We start from the raw sequence: 20,769 nt of genomic DNA on the forward strand, positions 1-20,769 counted from the left end.
GCGCGGGGCCGTACCGGGACGGGGCCGGGTCCGCCTCCCGTCGCCACCCGAGAGCGGCGGACCCGTCCGCGTCCTCAGCCCAGCCGGTCCAGCAGGGCGTTGTACTGCTCCCACAGCTCGTCGGGCAACTGGTCGCCGAAGGTCTTGAAGAACTCCGGGATCAGCGAGGCCTCCTCGCGCCAGGTCTCGGGGTCGACCGAGAGCAGGAACTCAAGGTCGGCTCGCGAGAGGTCCAGCCCGCTCGTGTCCAGGGACTCCGGCGTGGGGACGTTGCCGATCGGCGTGCGCCGAGCCTCGGCCGCGCCGTCGAGGCGCTGGACGATCCACTTGAGCACCCGGCCGTTCTCGCCGAAGCCCGGCCAGACGATGCGCCCCGCGTCGTCCTTGCGGAACCAGTTGACGTAGAAGATCCGGGGCAGCCTCTGCGGGTCCGCGGAGCGCCCGACCTCCAGCCAGTGGCCGAAATAGTCGCCCATGTTGTAGCCGCAGAACGGCAGCATGGCGAAGGGGTCGCGGCGCAGCTCGCCGACGGTGCCCTCGGCCGCGGCCGTCTTCTCCGAGGCCACGTTGGAGCCCAGGAACACCCCGTGCCGCCAGTCGAACGACTCGTTGGCCAGCGGCACCGCGGTCGCCCGGCGCCCGCCGAACAGGATCGCCGAGATCGGCACGCCGGCCGGGTCCTCCCACTCGGGTGCGATGGTCGGCGCCTGCCCTGCCGGAGTGGTGAAGCGGGCGTTGGGGTGCGCGGCGGGCTCGTCGGAGTCGGGCGTCCAGTCGCGTCCCTTCCAGTCCGTCAGGTGCGCAGGAGGCTCCTCGGTGAGCCCTTCCCACCACACGTCGCCGTCGTCGGTGAGGGCGACGTTGGTGAAGATGCTGTTGCCCCACAGCGCCTCGACGGCGTTGCGGTTGGTCGAGGCGCCGGTGCCGGGCGCGACGCCGAAGAACCCTGCCTCGGGGTTGATCGCCCGCAGCCGCCCTTCGTCGTCGAAGCGCATCCAGGCGATGTCGTCGCCCACGGTCTCGACCCGCCACCCGGGGATGGTCGGCGACAGCATCGCGAGGTTGGTCTTGCCGCAGGCGCTGGGGAAGGCGGCCGCGATGTAGCGGGGCTCACCCTGCGGCGGGGTGACCTTGAGGATGAGCATGTGCTCGGCCAGCCAGCCCTCGTCGCGCGCCATCACCGAGGCGATGCGCAGCGCGTAGCACTTCTTGCCGAGCAGCGCGTTGCCGCCGTAGCCGGAGCCGAAGGACCAGATCTCACGGGTCTCGGGGAAGTGCGAGATGTACTTGGTGCTGTTGCACGGCCAGGGGACGTCTTCCTGGCCCGGCTCCAGCGGCGCGCCAACCGAGTGCACGGCCTTGACGAACGACCCGCGCTCCTCGATCAGCCGCAGCGCCTCCTCGCCCATGCGGGCCATGATGCGCATGGACACGACGACGTAGGGCGAGTCCGTGATCTCCACGCCCAGCTGGGAGATGTTGCCGCCCAGCGGCCCCATGCAGAACGGGACGACGTACATGGTGCGCCCGCGCATGCATCCGTCGAAGACGTCGGCGAAGGTCGCCCGCATCCGGGCGGGCTCGACCCAGTTGTTGGTGGGACCCGCGTCCTGCTCGCGCTCGGAGCAGATGAACGTGCGGTCCTCGACGCGCGCGACGTCGCTGGGGTCCGACCGGCAGTAGAAGCTGTTGGGCCGCAGTCCGGGGTTGAGCCGGACGAACGTGCCCTGCTCGACCAGTAGACCGGTGAGGCGCTGCCACTCGACCTCCGAGCCGTCGCACCACACGACCTGGTCGGGCTGCGTCAGGTCCGCCACCTCGCGAACCCAGTCGGTCAGTTCCTTGTGGCCCGTGGGGGCCACATCCGGGCCAGTCACTTCTTGCGACACAGTGGCTCCTTCGTCAACGTCAGGTCCGCATCATCGTCGACACCTCGGCCATCAGGCCAGTTGGCCTAGACAGCAGGTTTAGACCAATGGTTCAATATCGCGCGCTTTCCCTGCACCACCTGGAATCCCGCCGCCCCCTCCGCGCACGAACCGCCGTGCGTCCCGCCGCCCGCCCCCGGTGGTGCCGCGGGGCGCGCCGCCGCGCACCTGCGGCACACCGCGCACCGCTCGGTCGAAGGGCACGCCGCCGGGCGGAATCCGCAACGGGGCAGCGTTTTCGCAGACCACAGCCCGGACACGGGGCGCCCCGCGTGCGATGCGCCGCGGGGCGGGACCGCCGGGCCCGACGGGTGAACGCGATTGCCGGGCACCGGGTCCGGCGCTCGCGCGCGGCGGCGGCGCCGCAGCCTCGCCACGCGGCATGATTCGCGTCACACCACTGGCGTACCGCGGGCGATCGCAGCGCGGTGCCCGGGTCCCGGCGGCCCGATCCCCCGGCGGCGCTGTGCCTAGTCGTCGCGGGGGCTGCCGGTGCCCTCTTCGGTGCCGTAGGGCAGCGCGTCGGCGCGGGTGCCGGACGGCGTCATGGCGAACCAGGACCCGTCGGCGCCCTGGCCGTAGACGTCTCCCGGGTCGACGTCGCCGGAGAAGCGGTACAGCGGCCAACCGGACAGCGTGAGCTGGGTTCCGCCGTCCGCGCGCTTCATCCTGCCGACCAGGCTCCGCTCCACGCCGTCGGTGGTGACCCCGCCCCGGACCAGCGCCGGGGGCCACTGCTCGGCGCACTCGTCGCTGCAGATGGAGGCGGAGGGTTCGGCGGTGTCGCGGGTGTGGGTGTAGAGCGTGTAGCCGTCGGAGTCGCTGACCACGGGCCCGGCCTCGGTGTCCTCGACGACGCCGATCGTGGCGCCGATCTGCTCCGCGGCGCCTGCGCCCGGCAGGTCCGGATCGCCGCCGAGGCCGCCGGAGACGCCGAAGCCGCAGCCGGAGGCCGCGAGCAGCGCGGCGGCACCTCCGGCCAGGTAGAGCGTCACCACGCTGGAAGTCCGCACGCCAACAACCCCTTCCGTCGCCGACCGCCGCGGCTCCGCTCGAACACGCCGCGGGGCCCGCTCTTGGCACCCGACCGCCGCGAACCGCGGACCTGCATCGCCACCGAACGTATCGGCGCGGACGCGTTCCGGAAGCGATTTCACCGAAGTATTACCGGAATTGACGGGGATTTCGACGAAGGGCGCCTCCATGGCGGGGGCGGCGGGATCGTCGGCACGCCGGAGCGGCGGCCGGGCCGCTACCCCTTCGCGTCCGGCAGGTACGGCCGCAGCTCGCGGCGAGCGATGGAGCGCAGGTGCACCTCATCCGGGCCGTCCGCCAGCCGCAGCGTGCGGTTGGCGGCCCACAGCTGCGCCAGCGGGACGTCGTCGGAGACCCCCGCACCGCCGTGCACCTGGATAGCGTCGTCGAGCACGTCCTGCACCATCCGCGGCACTTCGGCCTTGATCGCCGAGATCTCCGTGCGTGCGCCCTTGTTGCCGGCCGTGTCCATCAGCCAGGCGGTCTTGAGCACCAGCAGTCGTGCCTGTTCGATGCGCACCCGCGCCCGCGCGATCGACTCGCGCACCGTGCCCTGCTCGGCCAGCGGTCCACCGAAGGCCGTCCGCTCGGCGGCCCGGGCGCACATCAGCTCCAGGGCGCGTTCGGCGACGCCGATGGCACGCATGCAGTGGTGGATGCGCCCCGGCCCCAGCCGCTCCTGCGCGATGCGGAACCCCTCACCCTCGCCGAGCAGGATGTTGCCCTTGGGCACTCGGACGCCGGTGAAGGAGACCTCGGCGTGGCCGCCCTTGGTCCCGTCGGTGTAGCCGAATACGGGCAGCCCCCGGCCCACCTCGACGCCGGGGGTGTCCTTGGGCACCAGGACCATGCTCTGCCGCCGGTACGGCTCGGCGGCGGGGTCGGTCACGCCCATGACGATCAGCAGCGCGCAGTCGGGGCTGAGAGCGCCGGAGGTCCACCACTTGCGCCCGTCGAGCACGTAGTCGCCGCCGTCGGCGGTGATGCTCAGCCGGATGTTCGAGGCGTCGGAGGAGGCCACGTCGGGCTCGGTCATGCAGAAGCCCGAGCGGATCTCGGCTTCCAGGAGCGGCTCCAGCCATCGCTTGCGCTGTTCCTCGGTGCCGAACATGGCCAGGATCTCCATGTTGCCGGTATCGGGGGCGGCGCAGTTGAGGGCGCTGGGCGCCAGACCGGGCGAGCGTCCGGTCAGCTCGGCCAGCGGGGCGTACTGCAGGTTGGTCAGCCCGGCGCCGTAGTCCGACTCGGGCAGGAACAGGTTCCACAGCCCGCGCTCACGCGCCTCTGCCTGCAGCTCCTTGATGACCGGCGGGGCCGACCACGGGTCGCTGCGCCGGACGGTCTGCTCGGCGTAGACGGGTTCGGCGGGGATGACCCGCTCGTCCATAAACGCTTGAAGGCGCTCCAGGTAGGCGCGGGTGGTCTGGTCGTGGCCGAAGTCCATACTCGCCTCTCTCACTCGCCGCGGGCGGCACCCGCGCGGATCTTGGCCCAGGCGCGGCGCATGCCCTCGAGCCAGCGGTCGCGGTCCGCGGCCCGCCGCTGCTCGTAGCCGGCCGCCTCGGGGTGCGGGAGGATCAGGAACCGGCCGGCGTGCAGCGCCGCCACGACGGCCTCCCCGACGGCCTCGGGCTCGATGTAGGCGCCGCCCAGCCGGGTGGCCGACGCACCGCCGTCGCCGGCGGTCATGGCGGTGTTGACGCCCTGAGGGCACAGGCACGACACCGAGATCCCGTCGTCGGCGTGGCGGATCGCCAGCCACTCGGCCAGCGCGACGGCGCCGTGTTTGGTGGCCGTGTAGGGCGCGGAGTCGAGCTGGGTGAGCAGGCCGGCGGCCGATGCGGTGACCAGGAGGTGGCCGCGGCCGCGCTCGGCCATTCGGGGGAACAGGGCGCGGGCGGCGTAGACGTGCGCCATGACGTGCACCCGCCAGGACAGGTCCCACGCTGCGTCGTCGCCGAGTCCCCGTCCGGCCGCGACCCCGGCGTTGGAGCACCACAGGTCGATCGGCCCGTGCTCCTCCTCGATGCGGTCGACGGCGTCGGCCGCCGCGGCCTCGTCGGCGGCGTCGAAGGCGATGCCGTGGGCGCGCTCGCCCAGCTCCTCCGCCGCCGCGGCGATGCGGTCCCCGTCGAGGTCGGCGACCACCACACGCGCAGCGCCCTGGTGCAGCAGCCGGCGGGCGAGCGCCAGCCCGATGCCGCCGGCGGCTCCGGTGACGACCGCCGTCGTACCGGGGATCGAGAACGGTTCGGGCATGCGGGGGGCTCCTTCGCTGGCTGGGCGGCGCGGTGGCGGTGGCCGGGCCGGGGCCGGTGCCGCCGCGGGGCCGGCCGGATGCCCGTCGGGCTGCCGGAACCGCGCGCGGCCGCCCCGGGGCGGCGGGGCGCGGTCCGGAGGCGGGATCAGGGGGTGAACACGAGGCGGCCGACCGTGTCCCCGGCGGCGAGCCGCTGCACGCCGGCGGCCAGCTCGGCGGCGCCGAGGCGCTCGCTGACCAGCGGCTTGACCAGGCCGCGGTCGGCGAGCTCGGTCAAGCGCCGGTGAGCCTCGGGGACCGTTTCGGGCGCCCGCTGGCGGTACAGCCCCCAATGCAGGCCGAGGATGGAGTAGTTCTTGACGAGCGCGTGGTTCAGCCCGGGCGCGGGGATCGTGCCGCTGGCGAAGCCGACCACCACGATGCGGCCTTCGAATGCGATGCACTTGGTGGAGCGCTGATAGGACTCGCCGCCGACGGGGTCGAAGACGACGTCGGCGCCGCGGCCGCCGGTGTACTCCTTGACCACGGCGACGAAGTCCTCGCTGCGGCGATCCACGACGACGTCGGCGCCCAGTGCGGCCGCGGTCTCGGCCTTGCGGGGGCCGCCGACGACACCGACGACGCGCGCGCCCGCGGCCTTGGCGAGCTGTACCGCCGCGCTGCCGACCCCGCCGGCGGCGGCGTGCACGAGGACGGTCTCGCCTTCGCGCAGATGTGCGCGGCGGTGCAGAGCGAACCAGCCGGTCTGGTAGCCGATGAACAGCGAGGCGGCCTCGTCGTCGGTCAGGGCGGCGGGCGCGGGCAGGACCGCGTCGGCGCTCATCAGCGCGTAGTCGGCGAAGGCGCCGGCGGGCAGATCGGTGCCTCCGACGACGCGGGCGCCCGCCTCGACGCCGCTGACTCCTTCGCCCAGCTCGGCGACGTCGCCGCACAGCTCGACGCCCGGGGTGAAGGGCAGCGGCGGCGTCACCTGGTACATGCCGCGGCAGAGCAGTGCGTCGGGGAAGTTGACGGCGGCGGAGCGGACCCGCACCAGGACCTGCCCCGGGCCCGGACGCGGGTCCTCGACCTCCTCGACACGCAGGACGTCGGTGGGCTCGCCGGTCTCGTGCACCCGCAACGCTTTCACTGGCCGCCTCCGCTGCCTCGTCGGATACCAACTGGTCGGTCCGCCCGAGTCAACCGTGGTGTGCGCCCTTGCGTCAAGTGCCGCGGCACTCCCGTCCGGCGCTCCGGCGGCGGGTGCGCCTCTGATTGGATACCGGCATGCTGCACGTACTCCGCCTCGCCTACACCGGCTCCGCCGAGGAAGCCGAGCCGCACGTCCGCGAGCACGTCGACTATCTCGAACGCCACCACGCGTCGGGCGCCTTCCTCGTCTCCGGGCAGACCGCGCCGCCTTCCGACGGCGGAGTGATCATCGCCCGCGGCGACCGCGCCGCCGTCGAGGAGATCACCGGTCAGGACCCGTTCGTGCGCGCCGGAGTCGGCGCCTACAGCGTCACCACGCTCGACCCGGGACGCGTGCACCCCGCCCTCGCGGGGTTGCTCGACGCCGGCTGACCGCGCCGGAGCCCGGCGGCGGGTGTCCGGGCACTGCAGGACCGGCCTTGCCGGGCGCCGCTCCCGCCCCGGGCGCTGATCCCGCCCGTGGGCGCGCCGCGGTCGGCCCGAGCGGACCGGCCCGAGCGGACCGGGCCGCGGGGGGCGGGCCGCCGTCAGCGCACCACGGCCACCGGCCCGTGCGCGCCGTGCAGGACCGACTGGCTGACAGAGCCCAGCATCAGGCCGCGGAACCCGCCGCGGCCGCGCGAACCCACGACCACCAGGTCGGCGGGCGTGGCCGCCTCCAGGATCGCCACCACCGGATGGGCGCGCACTGTGCGCAGGTCCACCGCCACATCGGCGTAGGCCTCGCGCATGTCCTCCAGCTCGGCTTCAGCGGTGCGGCGGGCCGTGGCCTCCACGGCCTCGTCGTCGAAGGCCTCGGGCGGCACCGGACCCATCGCGGAGACGAACGCGGCCATCGGCTGCCAGGCGCAGACGGCCACCAGCTCGGCCTCGGTCCACCGCGCCTGAGCGAAGGCGAACTCCACGGCCCTGCGGCTGGAATCCGATCCGTCGACGCCGACGACGACGCGGCCTTTGGTGCTGTGTGCGGCCTCGTGCTTCTTCGGCAGCACGATCACCGGCACCGGCGAGTGCGCGGCCAACTCGATGCCCACCGACCCGACGAAGGCCGAGGCCAGCCCGCCCAGACCGCGCGAACCCACGACCACGGCCGAGGTGTCGGGCTGCTTGGCTTCGTCCAGGAGCGCGTCGGCGGCGCGCGAGGTGGGCATGCGGGTGCGCACCGACAGCTCGGGGAACAGGCGCAGGATCCAGTCGCGGGCGTAGTCCAGCAGCGCCTGGGCGTCGCGCAAGCGGTCGGAGGTCTCCTGCTCCCCGCCGCGCGGGACGATCTCGCGGAAGGCGCCCGCGGCGTCGGGCGGACCCACCGCGGTGAGGATGGTCAGCCCGCGTCCGCGCTGCACGGCCTGGTTGGCCGACCACTCCAGCGCATAGCGGCTGGAATCGGAGCCGTCGACGCCCACGACGACCCAGAGCTGCTCCGACGTGCCCTCCATCTGGCGCTTCCTCTCCACCGGCGCGGCGCCCTGGCAGGGGGGCGACCGGACGGGACGGGACCGTGCGCGGCCGGCCGCGCACGCTGCGCGCGGCGCCTACGCCCGGGTCCTACCCTGCGAACCGTCCAGGGCAACGCGCCGGAACGCGGCGGTGTCCCCGTCCTGCCGAGTACCCGCGGGGTCCCGGGCCGACACGGGCCGAACCGCCGGCGGAGACACCAGCGGCCCCGCGGAGGGGGCCGCGGGGCCGCTGGTGAGTCGCCAGGGGGATCAGGCGCGGTAGTGCAGGATGCCCCAGGCGAGGGAGCCGGACCGGCCGCCGTTGACCCAGTTGCGCAGTCCGGTCTTCATGTGCTCCAGGTACTCGCCGCTGATCTTGCCGCTCAGCTCCGACTCCCGGCTCTCGGTCTCGGCGAGCACGCGGCCGTAGTGGTTCGGCAGCTGCGGAGTGAGGTCGTCGAACTCGACCTTGGACAGGCCCAGCCGGGCGGCCTCGCGGTCGTAGAACCCGGGCGTGCCCATGGTGTCCAGGTGCAGCCGCTTGAGGATGGGCTTGAGCTCACCGCGGTCGGCGTTGTTCGCGGCCATGGGGTCGGTGAACACGAAGTGGCCTCCGGGGCGGATGACCCGGGCGACCTCCTCCATGACGCGGATGCGGTCGCCGCTGTGCAGGAACGCGTCCTGCGACCAGACGACGTCGAACCCGTTGTCCTGGACCGGGATGTCCTCGAAGGAGCCGTCGATCACGTCGATCAGGTGGTCGAGGCCCTCGTCGCGGTTCTTCTCCCGGTTGCGCTCGTTCTCCACCTCGCTGAGGTTGAGGCAGGTCACGTGGCAGCCGTAGGTGCGGGCCAGGAAGCGGGCCGAACCCCCGTAGCCGGCGCCGATGTCGATCACCTTCGTGTCGGGGGTGACCTGGACCTTGCCGGCCATGCGCTCGACGGTGCGCACGCTGGCCGCGCCGATGTCGTCCGCGTCGGACTCGTAGAGCCCGACGTGGATGTCGGTCCCGCCCCAGATCGTGTGGTAGAAGGTGTCGGCGTCGCTGGAGTTGTAGTACTCGCGTGCCGTCTGGACCGCGGACGAGTACGACTCGGTCAGCTCGTCGTCGGTGCGGTAGGACTTCTCGGCAATGTGGATGAAGAAGTCCGGCTCGTCGGCCTGGTAGGTCTCCTGGAAGTCGCCGTAGGTGTCGACGCGCTGGAAGCCCACCTCGCGCATCAGCCGCCGTACGTAGTTCTTACGCAGGGGGAACATGTTCAGGTAGTACTGCGAGTTGTCCGGGAACTGGTAGCGGAAGCGAGCCAGGCCCTCGTCGACGTGGTCGGGCTCGGCCGAGACCTCGTCACCGCAGTAGTAGTAGGTGTGGCTGTTCCCGTACTGGCCGTCGAGCAGGGCGTCGTAGTTGCGCTGATCCAGGATGAGCACGCCGTCGTGCTTGAGCATCGCGTAGAACTCGGCCAGCGCCTTGCGGCGGTCGCGCTCCGAGAACAGGTGGGTGAACGAGTTGCCCAGGCAGATGATGGCGTCGTAGGTGCCGTGTACGTCCCGGTTGAGGTAGCGCCAGTCGGCCTGGACGACGCGCAGGATGTGGCCGCCGTAGGTCTGCCCGTTGGCGAAGGCCTTGGCAAGCATCTCCGCACTGCCGTCGGCGCTGACGGTCTCGAACCCGTCCTCGATGAGGCGGACGGAGTGGAAGCCCGTGCCGGTGGCCACGTCGAGCACCTTCTCGACGCCGCGAGCCTTGAGCTGCTCGATGAAGAAGTTGCCCTCGCTGGCCCAGCGCTTCTTCCAGTCGATCAGCTCGTCCCACTTGTCGACGAACCCCGTCACGTACTCGTCTTTGTAGTGATCGGTGTCGCGAACGGCCAGCGGGTCGTCACCAAAATCTTGCTGATCCTGTCCCTTAATTGTTCGACTCCTCACACTCGAAAAACCCTCTCACCAGACACACACGACGCCGAGGGTCAAACTTCGCGCATATACATTGAAAGCCATGACCCCCACCATAGTTCAAGTGGCAGGAGCCATTTTTGGCTCATCTGCGCAGGTCAGATCCGAAAAATTCACCCCGGGTCATCGTAGCGACACACCGCCCCCGACCACGTCAGAGGGCCTTCAGGACACCTTTTGGGCCCACCGCGAACCGCACTACGCAACACATTGCGCAAGACGCACCGCGAATTTTGAGAACGCGACCAGGAATCCGATGCGAATTCTCGGTGGTCTATAATGCGTTCTCCCCGCCGAAGTAAGCGCCGATTCGGTCCCCGCCCGCGGCCCGCAATCGCCGCGGGCGCCGCGGTTCCACGAGCCTCCGAGGCGGCGCTGCACGCCGGGCCCGCCGGTCTTTGGCCTGGACGCGGCGGATGCGGACGCCGCCGCACTCCGCTCCCCCCGAACCGCCCTCGGCACCGGGCCTGCGCCCGCTTCTGTGACCTGCGTCGCAGGTCAGGACACGCCGCCCGGTGACCGGCCGGGCGGAGAATTTACGGTGATTCCGGACACACTTGGCCCGCCCCTCCGCCGTACGGCACTCGGGCGCGCCCGCCCGGCGCGCCCAGCGGTGCCGCGTCTCGCGTCCCGCCGCGGTCCGCTATCCCCGCCGCCCCGTCGGCAGCCCCGCTCGGCGACCCGTGATTGCGCGCCACCCCGCGCGGGATCCCCCGCACCCGCGGGGCTCCCGTGTTTTCGCCGGTCGGGGCCGGGTAGGTGGCCAGCAACCGTGTCCGGGCCGTATCGGGGGGAAGCGGCATGAGCGAAGATGGCAACGAGCGGCGTGTGAACACCGTCAGGTTGTGGTCCGGCGGCCTCGCCACCGCCGTCGTCGCGGCCCTGATCATCCTCGTCGGCACGCTGATCGCGCGGGGCGTGCTCGGCATCGCGATTCCGGCTCCCGAGGAGGGCGGCTACATCGGCGGGGCGGGCACGGCCGCCTTCGCCGCCACGGCGGGCATCGCAGCGCTGGTGGCCACCGCGCTCCTGCACCTGCTGCTGGTCAGCGCTCCGCGGGCCACGGTCTTCTTCGGCTGGATCGTGGGACTGGCCACCGTCGTCGCGGCTGTCAGCCCGTTCACCGAGAGCGCACCGCTCTCCAGCCAGCTGGCCACCGCCGTCATCAACACCGTGACCGGTATCGCGATCGTCTCGCTGCTCATCAGCGTCGGCGCGACCGCGGTCCGCCGCCGACGCGGGCGGATCCGGCGCGACGGGCCCGAAGGCGCGGAGTTCGACGACTCCGGCTACTCCAGCGGCTACCGCGACGCCCTGGGCCAGGCGCCCGAGCGCCGCTCCGATGGACGGCACCGCGGCGAAGGCCCCTACGCGCCCGGCCAGACCCCGCACCTCCCCCGCGAGTAAGCGGCGCCGCGGCGCCCAGACCCGACCGGAGCCCGGAAGCCCGGTCCCTCGGGGGCCGGGCTCCGCCCCTGCCACCCGGCGGTCGCGCCCGCGTCCGGCGGGCCGCCCCGCGACACCGCCGGACCCCGCCTTCTTCCAGCCGGCCTGCACGCGCGTGCGCGCGAGTAAAGAGCACGCGTCAGTGCCCGCCGGGCGCGCGGTCGCGGCGGATGTCGGCGAGCGTCCGGGCGAAGGTCTCGGCGTGGACGCCCCCGCGGCCGCACATCGCCACAGGGCCGACCGGCGGCACGGGGTCGGGCCGGGCCACCCGCGCATCGCGCAGCACTCCCTCGACGGCCGCCTCCCACGCGGGCCGCAGCGGCGCGGGATCGGTCCCGATACCGGCCTCGGCTGCGCTGCGCGAGACTTCGTCGGAGAGGAACAGCTCCCCGGTGTGGGGCCACGCCTTGCTCAGCGCCGCGTCGAGCCTGCGGCGGTCGTCGTCGCACGAGCCCAGCCGCAGCGCCCAGCGGACGGCGTGGTCGCGGTGGAAGGGGAGTTCGCGCACAGCGGCGCGGGCGATGGCCGCGAGCGCGCCGTCAGCGGATGCGGTGAGCGCCGTGTAGAGCTCCAGCGCGAAGGCGGAGAACAGCAGCTGGCGCACGACGGTATGCGCGAGGTCGCTGTTGGGCAGCTCCACCAGCCGCAGATTGAGGAACTCGTCGGCGCCGCGACCCAGGATCAGGTCGTCCTCAGTGCGCAGCACGCCGGTGAGCTGCTCCTCCATCCGTGCGGCGGCGCCCAGCAGCGAGCGGGCAAGCCTGAGTTGGCCGCGCGCGATGCGGGCGGCCTCGGTCTCGCCGTCGTGGGCCGCCGCGTTCGAGGCCGCCGGCCACAACCCGCTCCCCTCGGTCTCGGCGAGCCGGTGGCCCGCGACGAGCGCGTCGTCACCCAACCGCAGCACGTAGGCGTTGGCGGCGGTGTCCGCCGCGGCGGCCGCGGCGCCTCTCTCGTTCATCGCATCCCCCCGCGGTGCAGGTGCAGTCGACTCCTACCCCCGCCGCACGGGTTCGGACACCTGCCGTCGCGGCGGCGGAGTGCGGCGGGCCAAAAGGGAAGAGGCGGGTGCGACCGGTGGCACGGCCGCGGCGGCTGCGGCGGGCGGAGGACGGATGTGGCCGATATCGCCCTTTGGCCGTAGCCACTTCGATAAGCGCAGGTAAGAGACGTGTGAGTGCGGTTAGGGACACGCATGTGCGTCACTCACGTCACGAAAAGGCCACAGCTCTGTGGTATCGTCCCCGACGGATGCTTGATTCTAAGCATCTTAGGAATGAGGAGCGGCGACCGCGCGACGCGAGCCGCCCATCGGGCCGAGCAGGCCAGAGCCATCTGCCGCCGACCGCCTTCCGCCGACTATGCGCCCGCGGCGCCACGGCACGGCAGGCAGCTCAGATCCACATATGCCTGACACATCGGTTGTCAGCATGGGGGTAACCGACTTTGAACAACCAGCCACGCCTATGCGGCGCCTCGTCGAACGTCCTGACCGGCACGTTCGGTAAGAGCCCTCGCCCCGGTGGCGACGGCGGTGCCGCACCGGTCTCCAGGGCAACGGCATCGGCGCAACATCCCGGAGCGAACATGGCCGCGCTGAAGATCACCCGCCGCGACCGAGACGACGGCGTCGTCCTCGCGCTGAGCGGTGAAGTCGACATGGCCACCGAGGTCCAGTTCCACCAGGCGGTGCGCGCAGCCGTCGACGCGCGTCCGCAGGAGCGCCTCGTGCTCGACTTCACCCGCCTGGCCTTCATCGACTCCAGCGGGCTGCGCGTGCTCATCCAGGCGCACAAGGCCGCCAAGGGCGCCGGCGGCAGCCTGGCGATCGCCGCCGCCTCCGAGCGCATCGCACGCATCCTGCACGTGACGGCGATCGACACGCGGATCGCCGTCTTCCCCACCGTCGAGGCCGCCCTGTCGGCTCCTCGGCAGAGCTCAAGCGCGAGCTAGCGCTCCCCCTCCGAGACTGAGAGAAAAGGCGCCCACGTCGACCGTGCGGCGCCTGCGTCGTCTCCGGCGCCCGCCGCGCAGCGGGCGCCGGTCCTCAGAACATCAGCAGCCAGACCCCGGTCGCGGTCACCGCGACGTTGACCACGCCGAAGAACACCACCCACAGGATGCCCGGCAGGCCTGTCAGCCGGTGCAGCTGGTCGGCGTCGGACTCCGGGGAGGGCTGGCGGCGGCGCTGCGCCTGCAGCTCGATCACCGGCCGGACGCCCGCCAGCAGCAGGAACCAGGTGAAGAAGTAGGCGAAGGCCGCCTGCACCTCGGCCGGGGTGAACCAGGAGACCAGGAACACCACCGCACCGGTGCCCACGACCGAGACCACGCCGTAGACGTTGCGGATCAGCAGCAGCATGGCCGCCAGTACCAGGACGCTCATCCACAGCAGCGCGGTGATCCGGTTGCTGACCAGCAGCAGGATGGCCAGCAGCCCCACGATCGACGGTGTGATGTAGCCGGCCGCGACCGTCATGATCATGCCCGGACCGCGCGGCTTGCCCCGGGAGACGGTCACACCCGAGGTGTCGGAGTGCAGCCGGATGCCGGTGAGCTGGCGGCCGCTGAGCAGGGCCACGACGGCGTGCCCGCCCTCGTGGGCGATGGTGACCACGTTGCGGGCCAGCCGCCAGGGGCCGCGGGTGACCACGACGACAAGGGCGGCGACGCCCGCCGCGACGATCAGCCAGGTCGGCGGCGGCGCCTGCACGGTGAACGCCTCCTGCCAGACGTCGCCGAACGTTGTCGCTTCCATTCGCCCGCTCCCCTCGGATCGCCGCTCAGGCGCAAACTGTAGGGCATGGCGCGGAGGCGCCCGTCCGTGTGCGGCGGACGCCCCGGCCGGTGGGTGCGCGCGGGCCCAACGCGGTCGGCCCGGGCGCACTCCGCCCGGGCCGACCGCGTCCGCAAGCCGTCAGTCGTCAGTCGTCGGCGCTGACGCTGACTGAGCCGGTGGTGGTCGAGACGGCGATCCGGGGACCGCCGCCGCCGGCAGCGGTGTCGACGCTGATGTCCCGTTCTCCGGTGGTGGAGTCGCCGTCGACGCGATAGGAGTCCTCGGGGACCTGGACGTCGACCGAGCCGGTCGTGGTGTCCACCTCCAGGCTGTCGAAGGACTCCAGCGCCTCAAGCTCGACCGAGCCCGTGGTCGTCTCGATCCGGGCCCTGTCGAACCCGGCTTCGAGGTCGACGGTGCCGGTCGTGGTCTCGACGTCGAAGCTCTCGGCCGTGAACTCGCCGAGGTCGACCTGGCCGGTGGTGGTGTCGGCGGCGACGGTGCCGCCGCTGCCCTCGGCGCTGATCGAGCCGGTGGTGGACTCCGTCTCCAGGTCGCCCTCGACGTCGTCGAGTTCGATCTCGCCGGTGGTGGTGGCCGCGCGGATGTCGCCGGTGAGGTTCTCGCCGGCGATCGAGCCGGAGCCGGCCTCGACGTCGACGGCCCCGGTGATCCCCTCCAGCTCCACGTCGCCCGACGAGGCGTCGATATTCACCTCGGTGCCCTCGGGCACCCCGATCGAGTAGTCCGCTTCGCAGCCGCCGAGGAACCACACGCCGCCGCAGTCGGCCTCGGCGGAGAGGGTGCCGCGCTCCATGCTTGCGCTCGCCTCGGGCTCTGCCAGCGGCGTACTCTGCAGGGTCCGCTTCACGACGATCGCGTCTCCGGGCACGTGGTATACGGCGATGTCGCCGCTGGTGTTGTTGCTGAGCTCGATCGCCTCGGCATCGGGGAACTCCTCGGTGCGGGAGTCACCGCCCAGCTGAACGCTGTCGAAGGAGAGCAGCGCACCGCCCACCAGCACCGCCAGCGCCAGCACGGCCCCGATGAGCAGCCAGCCGGAGCGCCGGCGGGGCTCCTTGCTGGATGCGGCGTAAAGCCCGCGTCCGGTGAATGTCATCTCCTGCTTCCCTCCGGGAGCGGCTGGGCTCCCTTGTTCGCTGGTGTGGTGGGGACGGATGGCCGGTCGGTCACGAGGCGGCATTGCGGCGGTCGCCGCCCCGCAGGAACTCCAGGACGGCGCGCACGCGGCGGTGGTCGTGGTCGTCCTGACCGAGGTCGAGCTTGGTGAAGATGGCGCGGATGTGCTTCTCCACAGCCCGTTCGGTGATGAACAGGTTCGCGGCGATCCCCGCGTTGTTCAGGCCTTCGGCCATCGCGCTGAGCACCTCGCCCTCGCGGCGGCTCAGCCGCTCGATGGCGCTGTCCTCGCGTCGGCTGAGCAGCTGCGCGACCACCTCGGGGTCGATGGCCGCGCCGCCGTCGGCGACCCGGCGCAGGGTGACCAGGAAATCGTCGATGTCGGCCACGCGGTCCTTGAGCAGGTAGCCCACGCCTCCGGCGTCGCCGCCCAGCAGTTCGGCGGCGTAGCGGCTGACCACGTGCTGCGACAGCAGCAGGACCGCGACGCCCGGCTTGCGGCGGCGGATCTCGATCGCGGCCTGCAGCCCCTCCTCGGCGTATCCCGGCGGCATGCGGATGTCGATCAGGCACAGGTCGGGGGCGGGTCCGGTGTCGACGGCGGCCAGCAGCTCGTCGGCGTCGCCGACGGCGGCCAGCACCTCGACCCCCGCATCCTCCAGGAGCTTGACCATCCCGCTGCGCAGCAGCACGGAGTCCTCGGCGATGATGATGCGCACGGTCACGCCTCCCAGGGGATGTCGGCTGTCAGCACTGTGCCCTCACCCGCCGGGCTGTCGACCGCCAGGACGCCGTCCACGGCGTTGACGCGGTCCCACAGGCCGTAGAGGCCGGTTCCGGAGTCGGGCTCGGCGCCGCCCTTGCCGTCGTCGGTGACGGTGATGCGCAGCTGGTCCGCGCCCTCCGCAGCGGCCCGCTCGGCGCGCACTTCGACGCTCTCGGCGCCGGCGTGCTTGGCGACGTTGGCCAAGGCCTCGCAGACCACGTAGTAGGCGACCCCCTCGGCTCGCGCCGAGGGGCGTTCGGGCAGGTCCACCCGTACCTGGACGGGCACCGGGCAGCGGCCGGAGGCCACCGGCAGCGCCGCTTCCAGGCCGTGGTCGGTCAGGGCCCGGGGGTGCAGGCCGCGGGCGACCTCGCGGAGCTCGGCCATCACGGCCTTGGCCTCGCTGCGGGCCTCGTCGATCAGGGCGCGGACCTCGTCGGGGTCGGCCGCGCGGGCGCGCGCCCGGCTCAGCGTCATGGTCACCACAAGCAGCCGCTGCTGCGCGCCGTCGTGCAGGTCGCGCTCGATGCGGCGGCGCTCGGCCTCGGCGGCGTCGACCATGCGCAGGCGGCTGTCCTGGACTTGGGCCAGCCGGCGGCGCACGACCATCTCCGGTGCATCCAGCAGCAGCCGGCGGCTGACCTCGAACTCCAGCCGGACCAGCAGGGGCACGGCCCACAGCCCTGCGACCGCGCCCACCGGGCCGAGGAACACCGCTGCCAGGGGCGCGGCGGCGTTCTCCAGCGAACCGCTCACCAGCGCGTATCCCAGGCCGACCAGCGAACCCGCGGCCAGCGCCGTGCCGTAGACGACCAGGCTCAGCACGATTCCGCCGAAGACCACGCCCTGCACGCCGGTGAGCGTGGCGCAGATGACGGCCGTCCAGGCGTCGCGGCCGTAGAGGTAGTCGAGGCCGCGCAGCAGTGCTTCGCCGGGATTTCGCGGTCGGGCGGCGGGCCGGGGTGCACGGGACTCGACGACGCCGAACACGTCCCTCAGGCGGCGGCGCTGGATCCAGCAGGCCAGCCGCCCAAGCAGGGTGGCGCAGGTCAGCAGCACGGCGGTGAACGCGGCGAGAGCGGCGGGCGACGGCGGCGCGCCGGCCGGCAGCAGGTCGAAGAAGCCGGTGAACACGCGCAGCACCAGGGCCACGACCGCCAGCAGCACCAGCGCGCCGGGGACCAGGTTGCCCACGGACAGAGCGAAGGAGGTCACCAGGTGCAGCAGCCCGAGCAGGCGGCCCTTCGGCGAGCGCGCTTCGGCGTCGCCGAGCAGCGGCGCGCCCGCCGCCGCGGCGGCGACGACTGCCCGCACCCGCGCCACCCCCTCTTTCCGCAGGCCGATGGGTCCTGTCCCGCTATCAAACCTAGGAGGAGCCGGCGCCGGGCGCCATGGCGTCACCACACCGCGCCCGGGTAGTGCTAGCAACACCGGGAACCGGTTCGTGCCAGGCATCCGCATGAGCGAGCCACCATCGGCTATATATTCCGCAGAAGCGGATCCAAAAAGGGTTTTCCTTCGCTTCTGCGAGGTGTAGATTCTGCGGCGTGCCGATATTCCGGATCAGCGAGGTCGCCGGACTCGTAGGCGTCAGCGGCGACACGGTCCGCCGCTGGGTCGACTCGGGGCGGCTGCCCGCGGCGCGCGGCGCCCAGGGGCACCGCACCGTCGACGGCGCCGACCTCGCCGCGTTCCTGCGCGCCGACGCCCCCGAGGACCCCGGCCGCCAGGTCTCCTCGGCCCGCAACAGGTTCCGCGGCCTGGTCACCGCGGTCCACCGCGACGGCGTGATGGCCCAGGTCGAGATCCAGGCGGGACCGCACCGCGTGGTGTCGCTGATGAGCCGCGAGGCGGCCGACGAACTGGAGCTGGACGTCGGCTCGGTGGCCTCGGCGATCGTGAAGTCGACGCACGTGGTCGTCGAGAACGAACCGACGAAGGGACAGCGGCATGGCTAGCCGCCTGATTACCGGCGCCGCGGCGGGAGTGGTGCTGGCCGCGGCCGCGGCCTGCGCTCCGGTCGAAGGCGGCGACGCCTCCGCGGGCGCGGGCGGCGGGCAGGCGGGGCGGACCCTTACCGTGTTCGCCGCGGCGTCGCTGACCGAGACGTTCGAGGAGCTGGGGGGGCGCTTCGAGCGGGAGCACCCCGCCACCCGGGTCGAGTTCAACTTCGCGGGCAGCTTCGAGCTGGCGAACCAGATCGCCGAGGGCGCCCCCGCGGACGTGTTCGCCTCCGCCGACACTCGCACCATGGAAACGGTGGCCGACGACGGCGCCACCGCCGGCGATCCCGTCGTCTTCGTACGCAACACGCTGCAGATCGCCGTGCCGCAGGACAACCCCGCGGGCGTCGAGTCCCTGTCCGACCTCGCCGACTCCGGCGTCAAGGTCGCGCTGTGCGCGGAGGAGGTGCCCTGCGGCGCCGCCGCCGCCGAGGTGCTGGAGGCCGCGGACCTGGAGCTCACGCCGGTCTCGCGCGAGCGCGACGTCAAGGCCGCTCTGACGAAGGCCGAGCTGGGCGAGGTCGACGCCGCCCTCGTCTACCGCACCGACGTCCGCGCGAGCGGGAGCGTCGAGGGCATCGCCTTAGCCGAGGCCGAGCAGGCCGCAAACGACTACCCGATCGCGGTGCTCGACGACGCGGCCCGGCCGGGGCTCGCACGCGAGTGGACGCAGTTCGTCCGCTCCGACGGCGCCGCCGGGGTCTTCGATGACGCGGGCTTCACCACCGCCTGAGGAGTCCCCGCGCCCGAGCCTGCACGGGGCGGCGCGCGGGGACGGCCGGCTGCGCGTGCGCTCGGGGCGCTTCCCGTGGCCGCTCGTCGTGCCCGCTCTGGTCGGGCTCGCCTTCCTGGTGCTGCCGTTCGCCGGACTGCTGGCCCGCGCCCCCTGGCCCACCCTCGGCACACGGCTGCTGATGCCGGAGGTGCGCAGCGCGCTGTGGCTGTCGCTGACCACCGCGACCGCCGCCACCGCCGTCGCGGTGCTGCTGGGGGTGCCGCTGGCGTGGCTGCTGGCGCGCACGGACTTCCCCGGCCGCCGCGTGGTGCGCGCCCTGGTCACCGTTCCGCTGGTGATCCCGCCGGTCGTGGGCGGCGTGGCGCTGCTGCTGGCGCTGGGGCGGCGAGGGCTCGTGGGCCGCTACCTCGACGAGTGGTTCGGCCTGACGCTGCCGTTCACATCGGCGGCCGTGGTGGTCGCCCAAGTGTTCGTCGCGATGCCGTTCCTGGTCATCAGCGTCGAAGGGGCTCTGCGCGGCGCCGACCGGCGCTACGAGGAGGCCGCCGCCACCCTCGGCGCCTCGCGCGCGCTCGTCTTCCGCCGCGTGACGCTGCCCATGGTGGCCCCCGGCGTGCTCGCCGGCGGCGTGCTGGCCTGGGCGCGCGCGCTCGGCGAGTTCGGCGCCACCATCACCTTCGCCGGCAACTTCCCCGGACGCACCCAGACCATGCCTCTTGCGGTGTACCTGGCCATGCAGGAGAGCCCGGAATCGGCGATCGTGCTGAGCCTGGTGCTGCTCGGCGTGTCCCTGGTGATCCTGATCGCGCTGCGCGACCGGTGGGTTGGTGCGGTGTGACAGCGGAGCGGGGACGCGGGGCCGGGAATGGAGGCGGCATGGACAGCGCGGACACCGGTGGCGGCGCTCGCCGGGGGCTGGACGCGCGCCTGGTGGTCGACCGGGGCGCGTTCCGACTGGAGGCCGAACTGCGGGCGCGGCCGGGCGAGGTCGTCGCCGTGCTGGGCCCCAACGGGTCGGGCAAGTCGACCGCCCTGCGGGCGCTGGCCGGGCTGGAGTCGCTGGCCGACGGCCGGATCGGGCTGGACACCCAGGACGTCACCACCATGCCGACCGAGCACCGCCCCGTGGGCATGGTGTTCCAGGACTACCTGCTCTTCGGCCATCTCAGCGCCCTGGACAACGTCGCCTTCGGCCCCCGCTGCCAAGGCGCCGGCCGCGCCGAGGCACGCGAGCGGGCCGCGGAACTGCTGGAACGGGTCGGGCTTGCCGAGTATGCGGCCGCGAGGCCGCGCGCGCTCTCGGGCGGCCAGGCCCAGCGGGTCGCGCTGGCCCGCGCGCTGGCCGCGCGCCCGCGCCTGCTGCTGCTCGACGAGCCGCTTGCCGCGCTGGACGTGCACGCCCGCGCCTCGGTGCGCTCTGAGCTGCGCCGCCGACTGGCCGACCTGGACTGCGCAACCGTCCTGGTCACCCACGACCCGCTGGACGCGATGGTGCTCGCCGACCGGATCACCGTGCTCGAAGCGGGCCGCGTGGTCCAAGAGGGCACCCCCGGCGAGGTCGCCCAGCACCCGCGCACCGGCTACGTCGCGCGGCTGGTGGGGCTCAATCTGTACCGGGGCAGCGCCCGGGGCAACCGGGTCGCGCTGGCGGGCGGGGCGGAATCCGCGCCGACGGAGGTCTCACTGCCTGAGCGCTGGGACGGCGAGGTGTTCGTCGCGTTCCCGCCGCGCGCCGTCGCCCTGTACCGGGAACGCCCCGACGGCACGCCCCGCAACCTGTGGCGGCTGCGCATCGAGGGTGTGGAGCGCTTCGGCGACCAGGTACGGGTGCACCTGGAGGGCGCCCTTTCGCTGCTCGCCGACATCACTCCCGAGGCGCTGGCCGAGCTGCGGCCGGCCGGCGGCGCCGAGGTCTGGGCCGCGGTCAAGGCGACCGAGGTCCGCTGCTACCCGGCGTAACCGGAACCGGGCGACTCACATCGCGGCTGGGCGGGCGGAGCGGTCGGCTCGCCCGGCCGCGGGCGGAGAAGCACGGCCGCCACGCCGGCTTCGGGCACGGCGGCGCCCGCAGCCCTGGCCGGGCCGGGGGGCCGCGGAAC

The 20,769-nt window shown here is 72.9% G+C and carries 19 protein-coding genes; 7 read left to right on the forward strand and 12 right to left on the reverse strand.

Annotated elements, in window-relative coordinates:
* Positions 1-74: 74 nt before the first annotated feature.
* The 5 genes from RM446_RS13780 to RM446_RS13800 all read right to left on the reverse strand — a co-directional run bounded on the left by RM446_RS13780 (position 75) and on the right by RM446_RS13800 (position 6,352).
* Positions 75-1,889, reverse strand: coding sequence for a phosphoenolpyruvate carboxykinase (GTP) (locus tag RM446_RS13780; protein WP_311545677.1), 1,815 nt, complete (start codon positions 1,887-1,889; stop codon positions 75-77).
* A gap of 509 nt (positions 1,890-2,398) precedes the next feature.
* Positions 2,399-2,941: a COG4315 family predicted lipoprotein gene (locus tag RM446_RS13785; RefSeq protein ID WP_311545678.1), complete on the reverse strand. Its 543-nt coding sequence runs from the start codon at positions 2,939-2,941 to the stop codon at positions 2,399-2,401.
* Positions 2,942-3,180: 239 nt separating this feature from the next.
* Positions 3,181-4,407, reverse strand: a complete 1,227-nt coding sequence (locus RM446_RS13790) for an acyl-CoA dehydrogenase family protein (protein ID WP_311545679.1) — start codon at positions 4,405-4,407, stop codon at positions 3,181-3,183.
* 11 nt (positions 4,408-4,418) lie between these two features.
* Entirely contained in the window at positions 4,419-5,222 is an 804-nt protein-coding gene (locus tag RM446_RS13795) for an SDR family oxidoreductase (RefSeq protein WP_311545680.1), read from the reverse strand.
* A gap of 146 nt (positions 5,223-5,368) precedes the next feature.
* Positions 5,369-6,352, reverse strand: coding sequence for an NADPH:quinone oxidoreductase family protein (locus RM446_RS13800; protein ID WP_311545681.1), 984 nt, complete (start codon positions 6,350-6,352; stop codon positions 5,369-5,371).
* Between the two features lie 137 nt (positions 6,353-6,489).
* On the opposite strand from RM446_RS13800, the gene RM446_RS13805 reads away from it, so the two are divergent.
* Positions 6,490-6,786 (forward strand): YciI family protein, encoded by a 297-nt coding sequence (locus RM446_RS13805; protein WP_311545682.1) that lies wholly within the window; start codon positions 6,490-6,492, stop codon positions 6,784-6,786.
* 155 nt (positions 6,787-6,941) lie between these two features.
* Here RM446_RS13805 and RM446_RS13810 read toward each other — a convergent pair whose 3' ends face one another.
* The gene (locus RM446_RS13810; RefSeq protein ID WP_311545683.1) at positions 6,942-7,850 is read right to left on the reverse strand and encodes a universal stress protein; all 909 of its coding nucleotides are present in this window, start codon (positions 7,848-7,850) and stop codon (positions 6,942-6,944) included.
* A gap of 270 nt (positions 7,851-8,120) precedes the next feature.
* The gene (locus RM446_RS13815; RefSeq protein WP_449657179.1) at positions 8,121-9,776 is read right to left on the reverse strand and encodes a glycine/sarcosine N-methyltransferase; all 1,656 of its coding nucleotides are present in this window, start codon (positions 9,774-9,776) and stop codon (positions 8,121-8,123) included.
* Positions 9,777-10,604: 828 nt separating this feature from the next.
* Here RM446_RS13815 and RM446_RS13820 point away from each other — a divergent pair.
* The gene (locus RM446_RS13820; protein ID WP_311545685.1) at positions 10,605-11,210 is read left to right on the forward strand and encodes a DUF6069 family protein; all 606 of its coding nucleotides are present in this window, start codon (positions 10,605-10,607) and stop codon (positions 11,208-11,210) included.
* Between the two features lie 178 nt (positions 11,211-11,388).
* Here RM446_RS13820 and paaC read toward each other — a convergent pair whose 3' ends face one another.
* Positions 11,389-12,207, reverse strand: a complete 819-nt coding sequence (gene paaC, locus RM446_RS13825; protein WP_311545686.1) for a 1,2-phenylacetyl-CoA epoxidase subunit PaaC — start codon at positions 12,205-12,207, stop codon at positions 11,389-11,391.
* A gap of 626 nt (positions 12,208-12,833) precedes the next feature.
* Between paaC and RM446_RS13830 the strand changes: the two genes are divergently transcribed.
* Entirely contained in the window at positions 12,834-13,199 is a 366-nt protein-coding gene (locus tag RM446_RS13830) for an STAS domain-containing protein (RefSeq protein ID WP_311545687.1), read from the forward strand.
* Positions 13,200-13,293: 94 nt separating this feature from the next.
* Here RM446_RS13830 and RM446_RS13835 read toward each other — a convergent pair whose 3' ends face one another.
* From RM446_RS13835 to RM446_RS13850, 4 genes are all read right to left on the reverse strand, one after another.
* Positions 13,294-14,004 carry a M50 family metallopeptidase gene (locus tag RM446_RS13835; protein WP_311545688.1) on the reverse strand — a complete coding sequence of 237 codons (711 nt, stop codon included), beginning with the start codon at positions 14,002-14,004 and terminating at the stop codon, positions 13,294-13,296.
* A 166-nt stretch (positions 14,005-14,170) separates the two neighbouring features.
* Complete coding sequence (locus tag RM446_RS13840) at positions 14,171-15,145, reverse strand: DUF4097 family beta strand repeat-containing protein (RefSeq protein ID WP_311545689.1); 975 nt, start codon at positions 15,143-15,145, stop codon at positions 14,171-14,173.
* Between the two features lie 70 nt (positions 15,146-15,215).
* Complete coding sequence (locus RM446_RS13845) at positions 15,216-15,884, reverse strand: response regulator transcription factor (RefSeq protein WP_311545757.1); 669 nt, start codon at positions 15,882-15,884, stop codon at positions 15,216-15,218.
* A gap of 2 nt (positions 15,885-15,886) precedes the next feature.
* A complete protein-coding gene (locus RM446_RS13850) occupies positions 15,887-17,245 on the reverse strand; it encodes a sensor histidine kinase (protein WP_311545690.1) in 1,359 nt (452 codons plus the stop codon).
* Between the two features lie 233 nt (positions 17,246-17,478).
* On the opposite strand from RM446_RS13850, the gene RM446_RS13855 reads away from it, so the two are divergent.
* From RM446_RS13855 to RM446_RS13870, 4 genes are read left to right on the forward strand one after another with little or no spacing between them, the layout of a single operon-like run.
* Positions 17,479-17,889 (forward strand): TOBE domain-containing protein, encoded by a 411-nt coding sequence (locus RM446_RS13855; protein WP_311545691.1) that lies wholly within the window; start codon positions 17,479-17,481, stop codon positions 17,887-17,889.
* On the forward strand, positions 17,882-18,667 hold the full coding sequence (gene modA, locus RM446_RS13860; protein ID WP_311545692.1) for a molybdate ABC transporter substrate-binding protein: 786 nt from the start codon (positions 17,882-17,884) through the stop codon (positions 18,665-18,667). The genes RM446_RS13855 and modA overlap by 8 nt, the downstream gene beginning before the upstream one ends.
* Complete coding sequence (locus RM446_RS13865; protein ID WP_311545693.1) at positions 18,642-19,508, forward strand: ABC transporter permease; 867 nt, start codon at positions 18,642-18,644, stop codon at positions 19,506-19,508. Before modA ends, RM446_RS13865 begins: the two co-directional genes overlap by 26 nt.
* A gap of 38 nt (positions 19,509-19,546) precedes the next feature.
* Positions 19,547-20,629: an ABC transporter ATP-binding protein gene (locus RM446_RS13870; protein WP_311545694.1), complete on the forward strand. Its 1,083-nt coding sequence runs from the start codon at positions 19,547-19,549 to the stop codon at positions 20,627-20,629.
* Positions 20,630-20,769 lie beyond the last annotated feature (140 nt).

It is taken from the genome of Streptomonospora wellingtoniae, assembly GCF_031845375.1.
GTDB classification, from domain to species: domain Bacteria; phylum Actinomycetota; class Actinomycetes; order Streptosporangiales; family Streptosporangiaceae; genus Streptomonospora; species Streptomonospora wellingtoniae.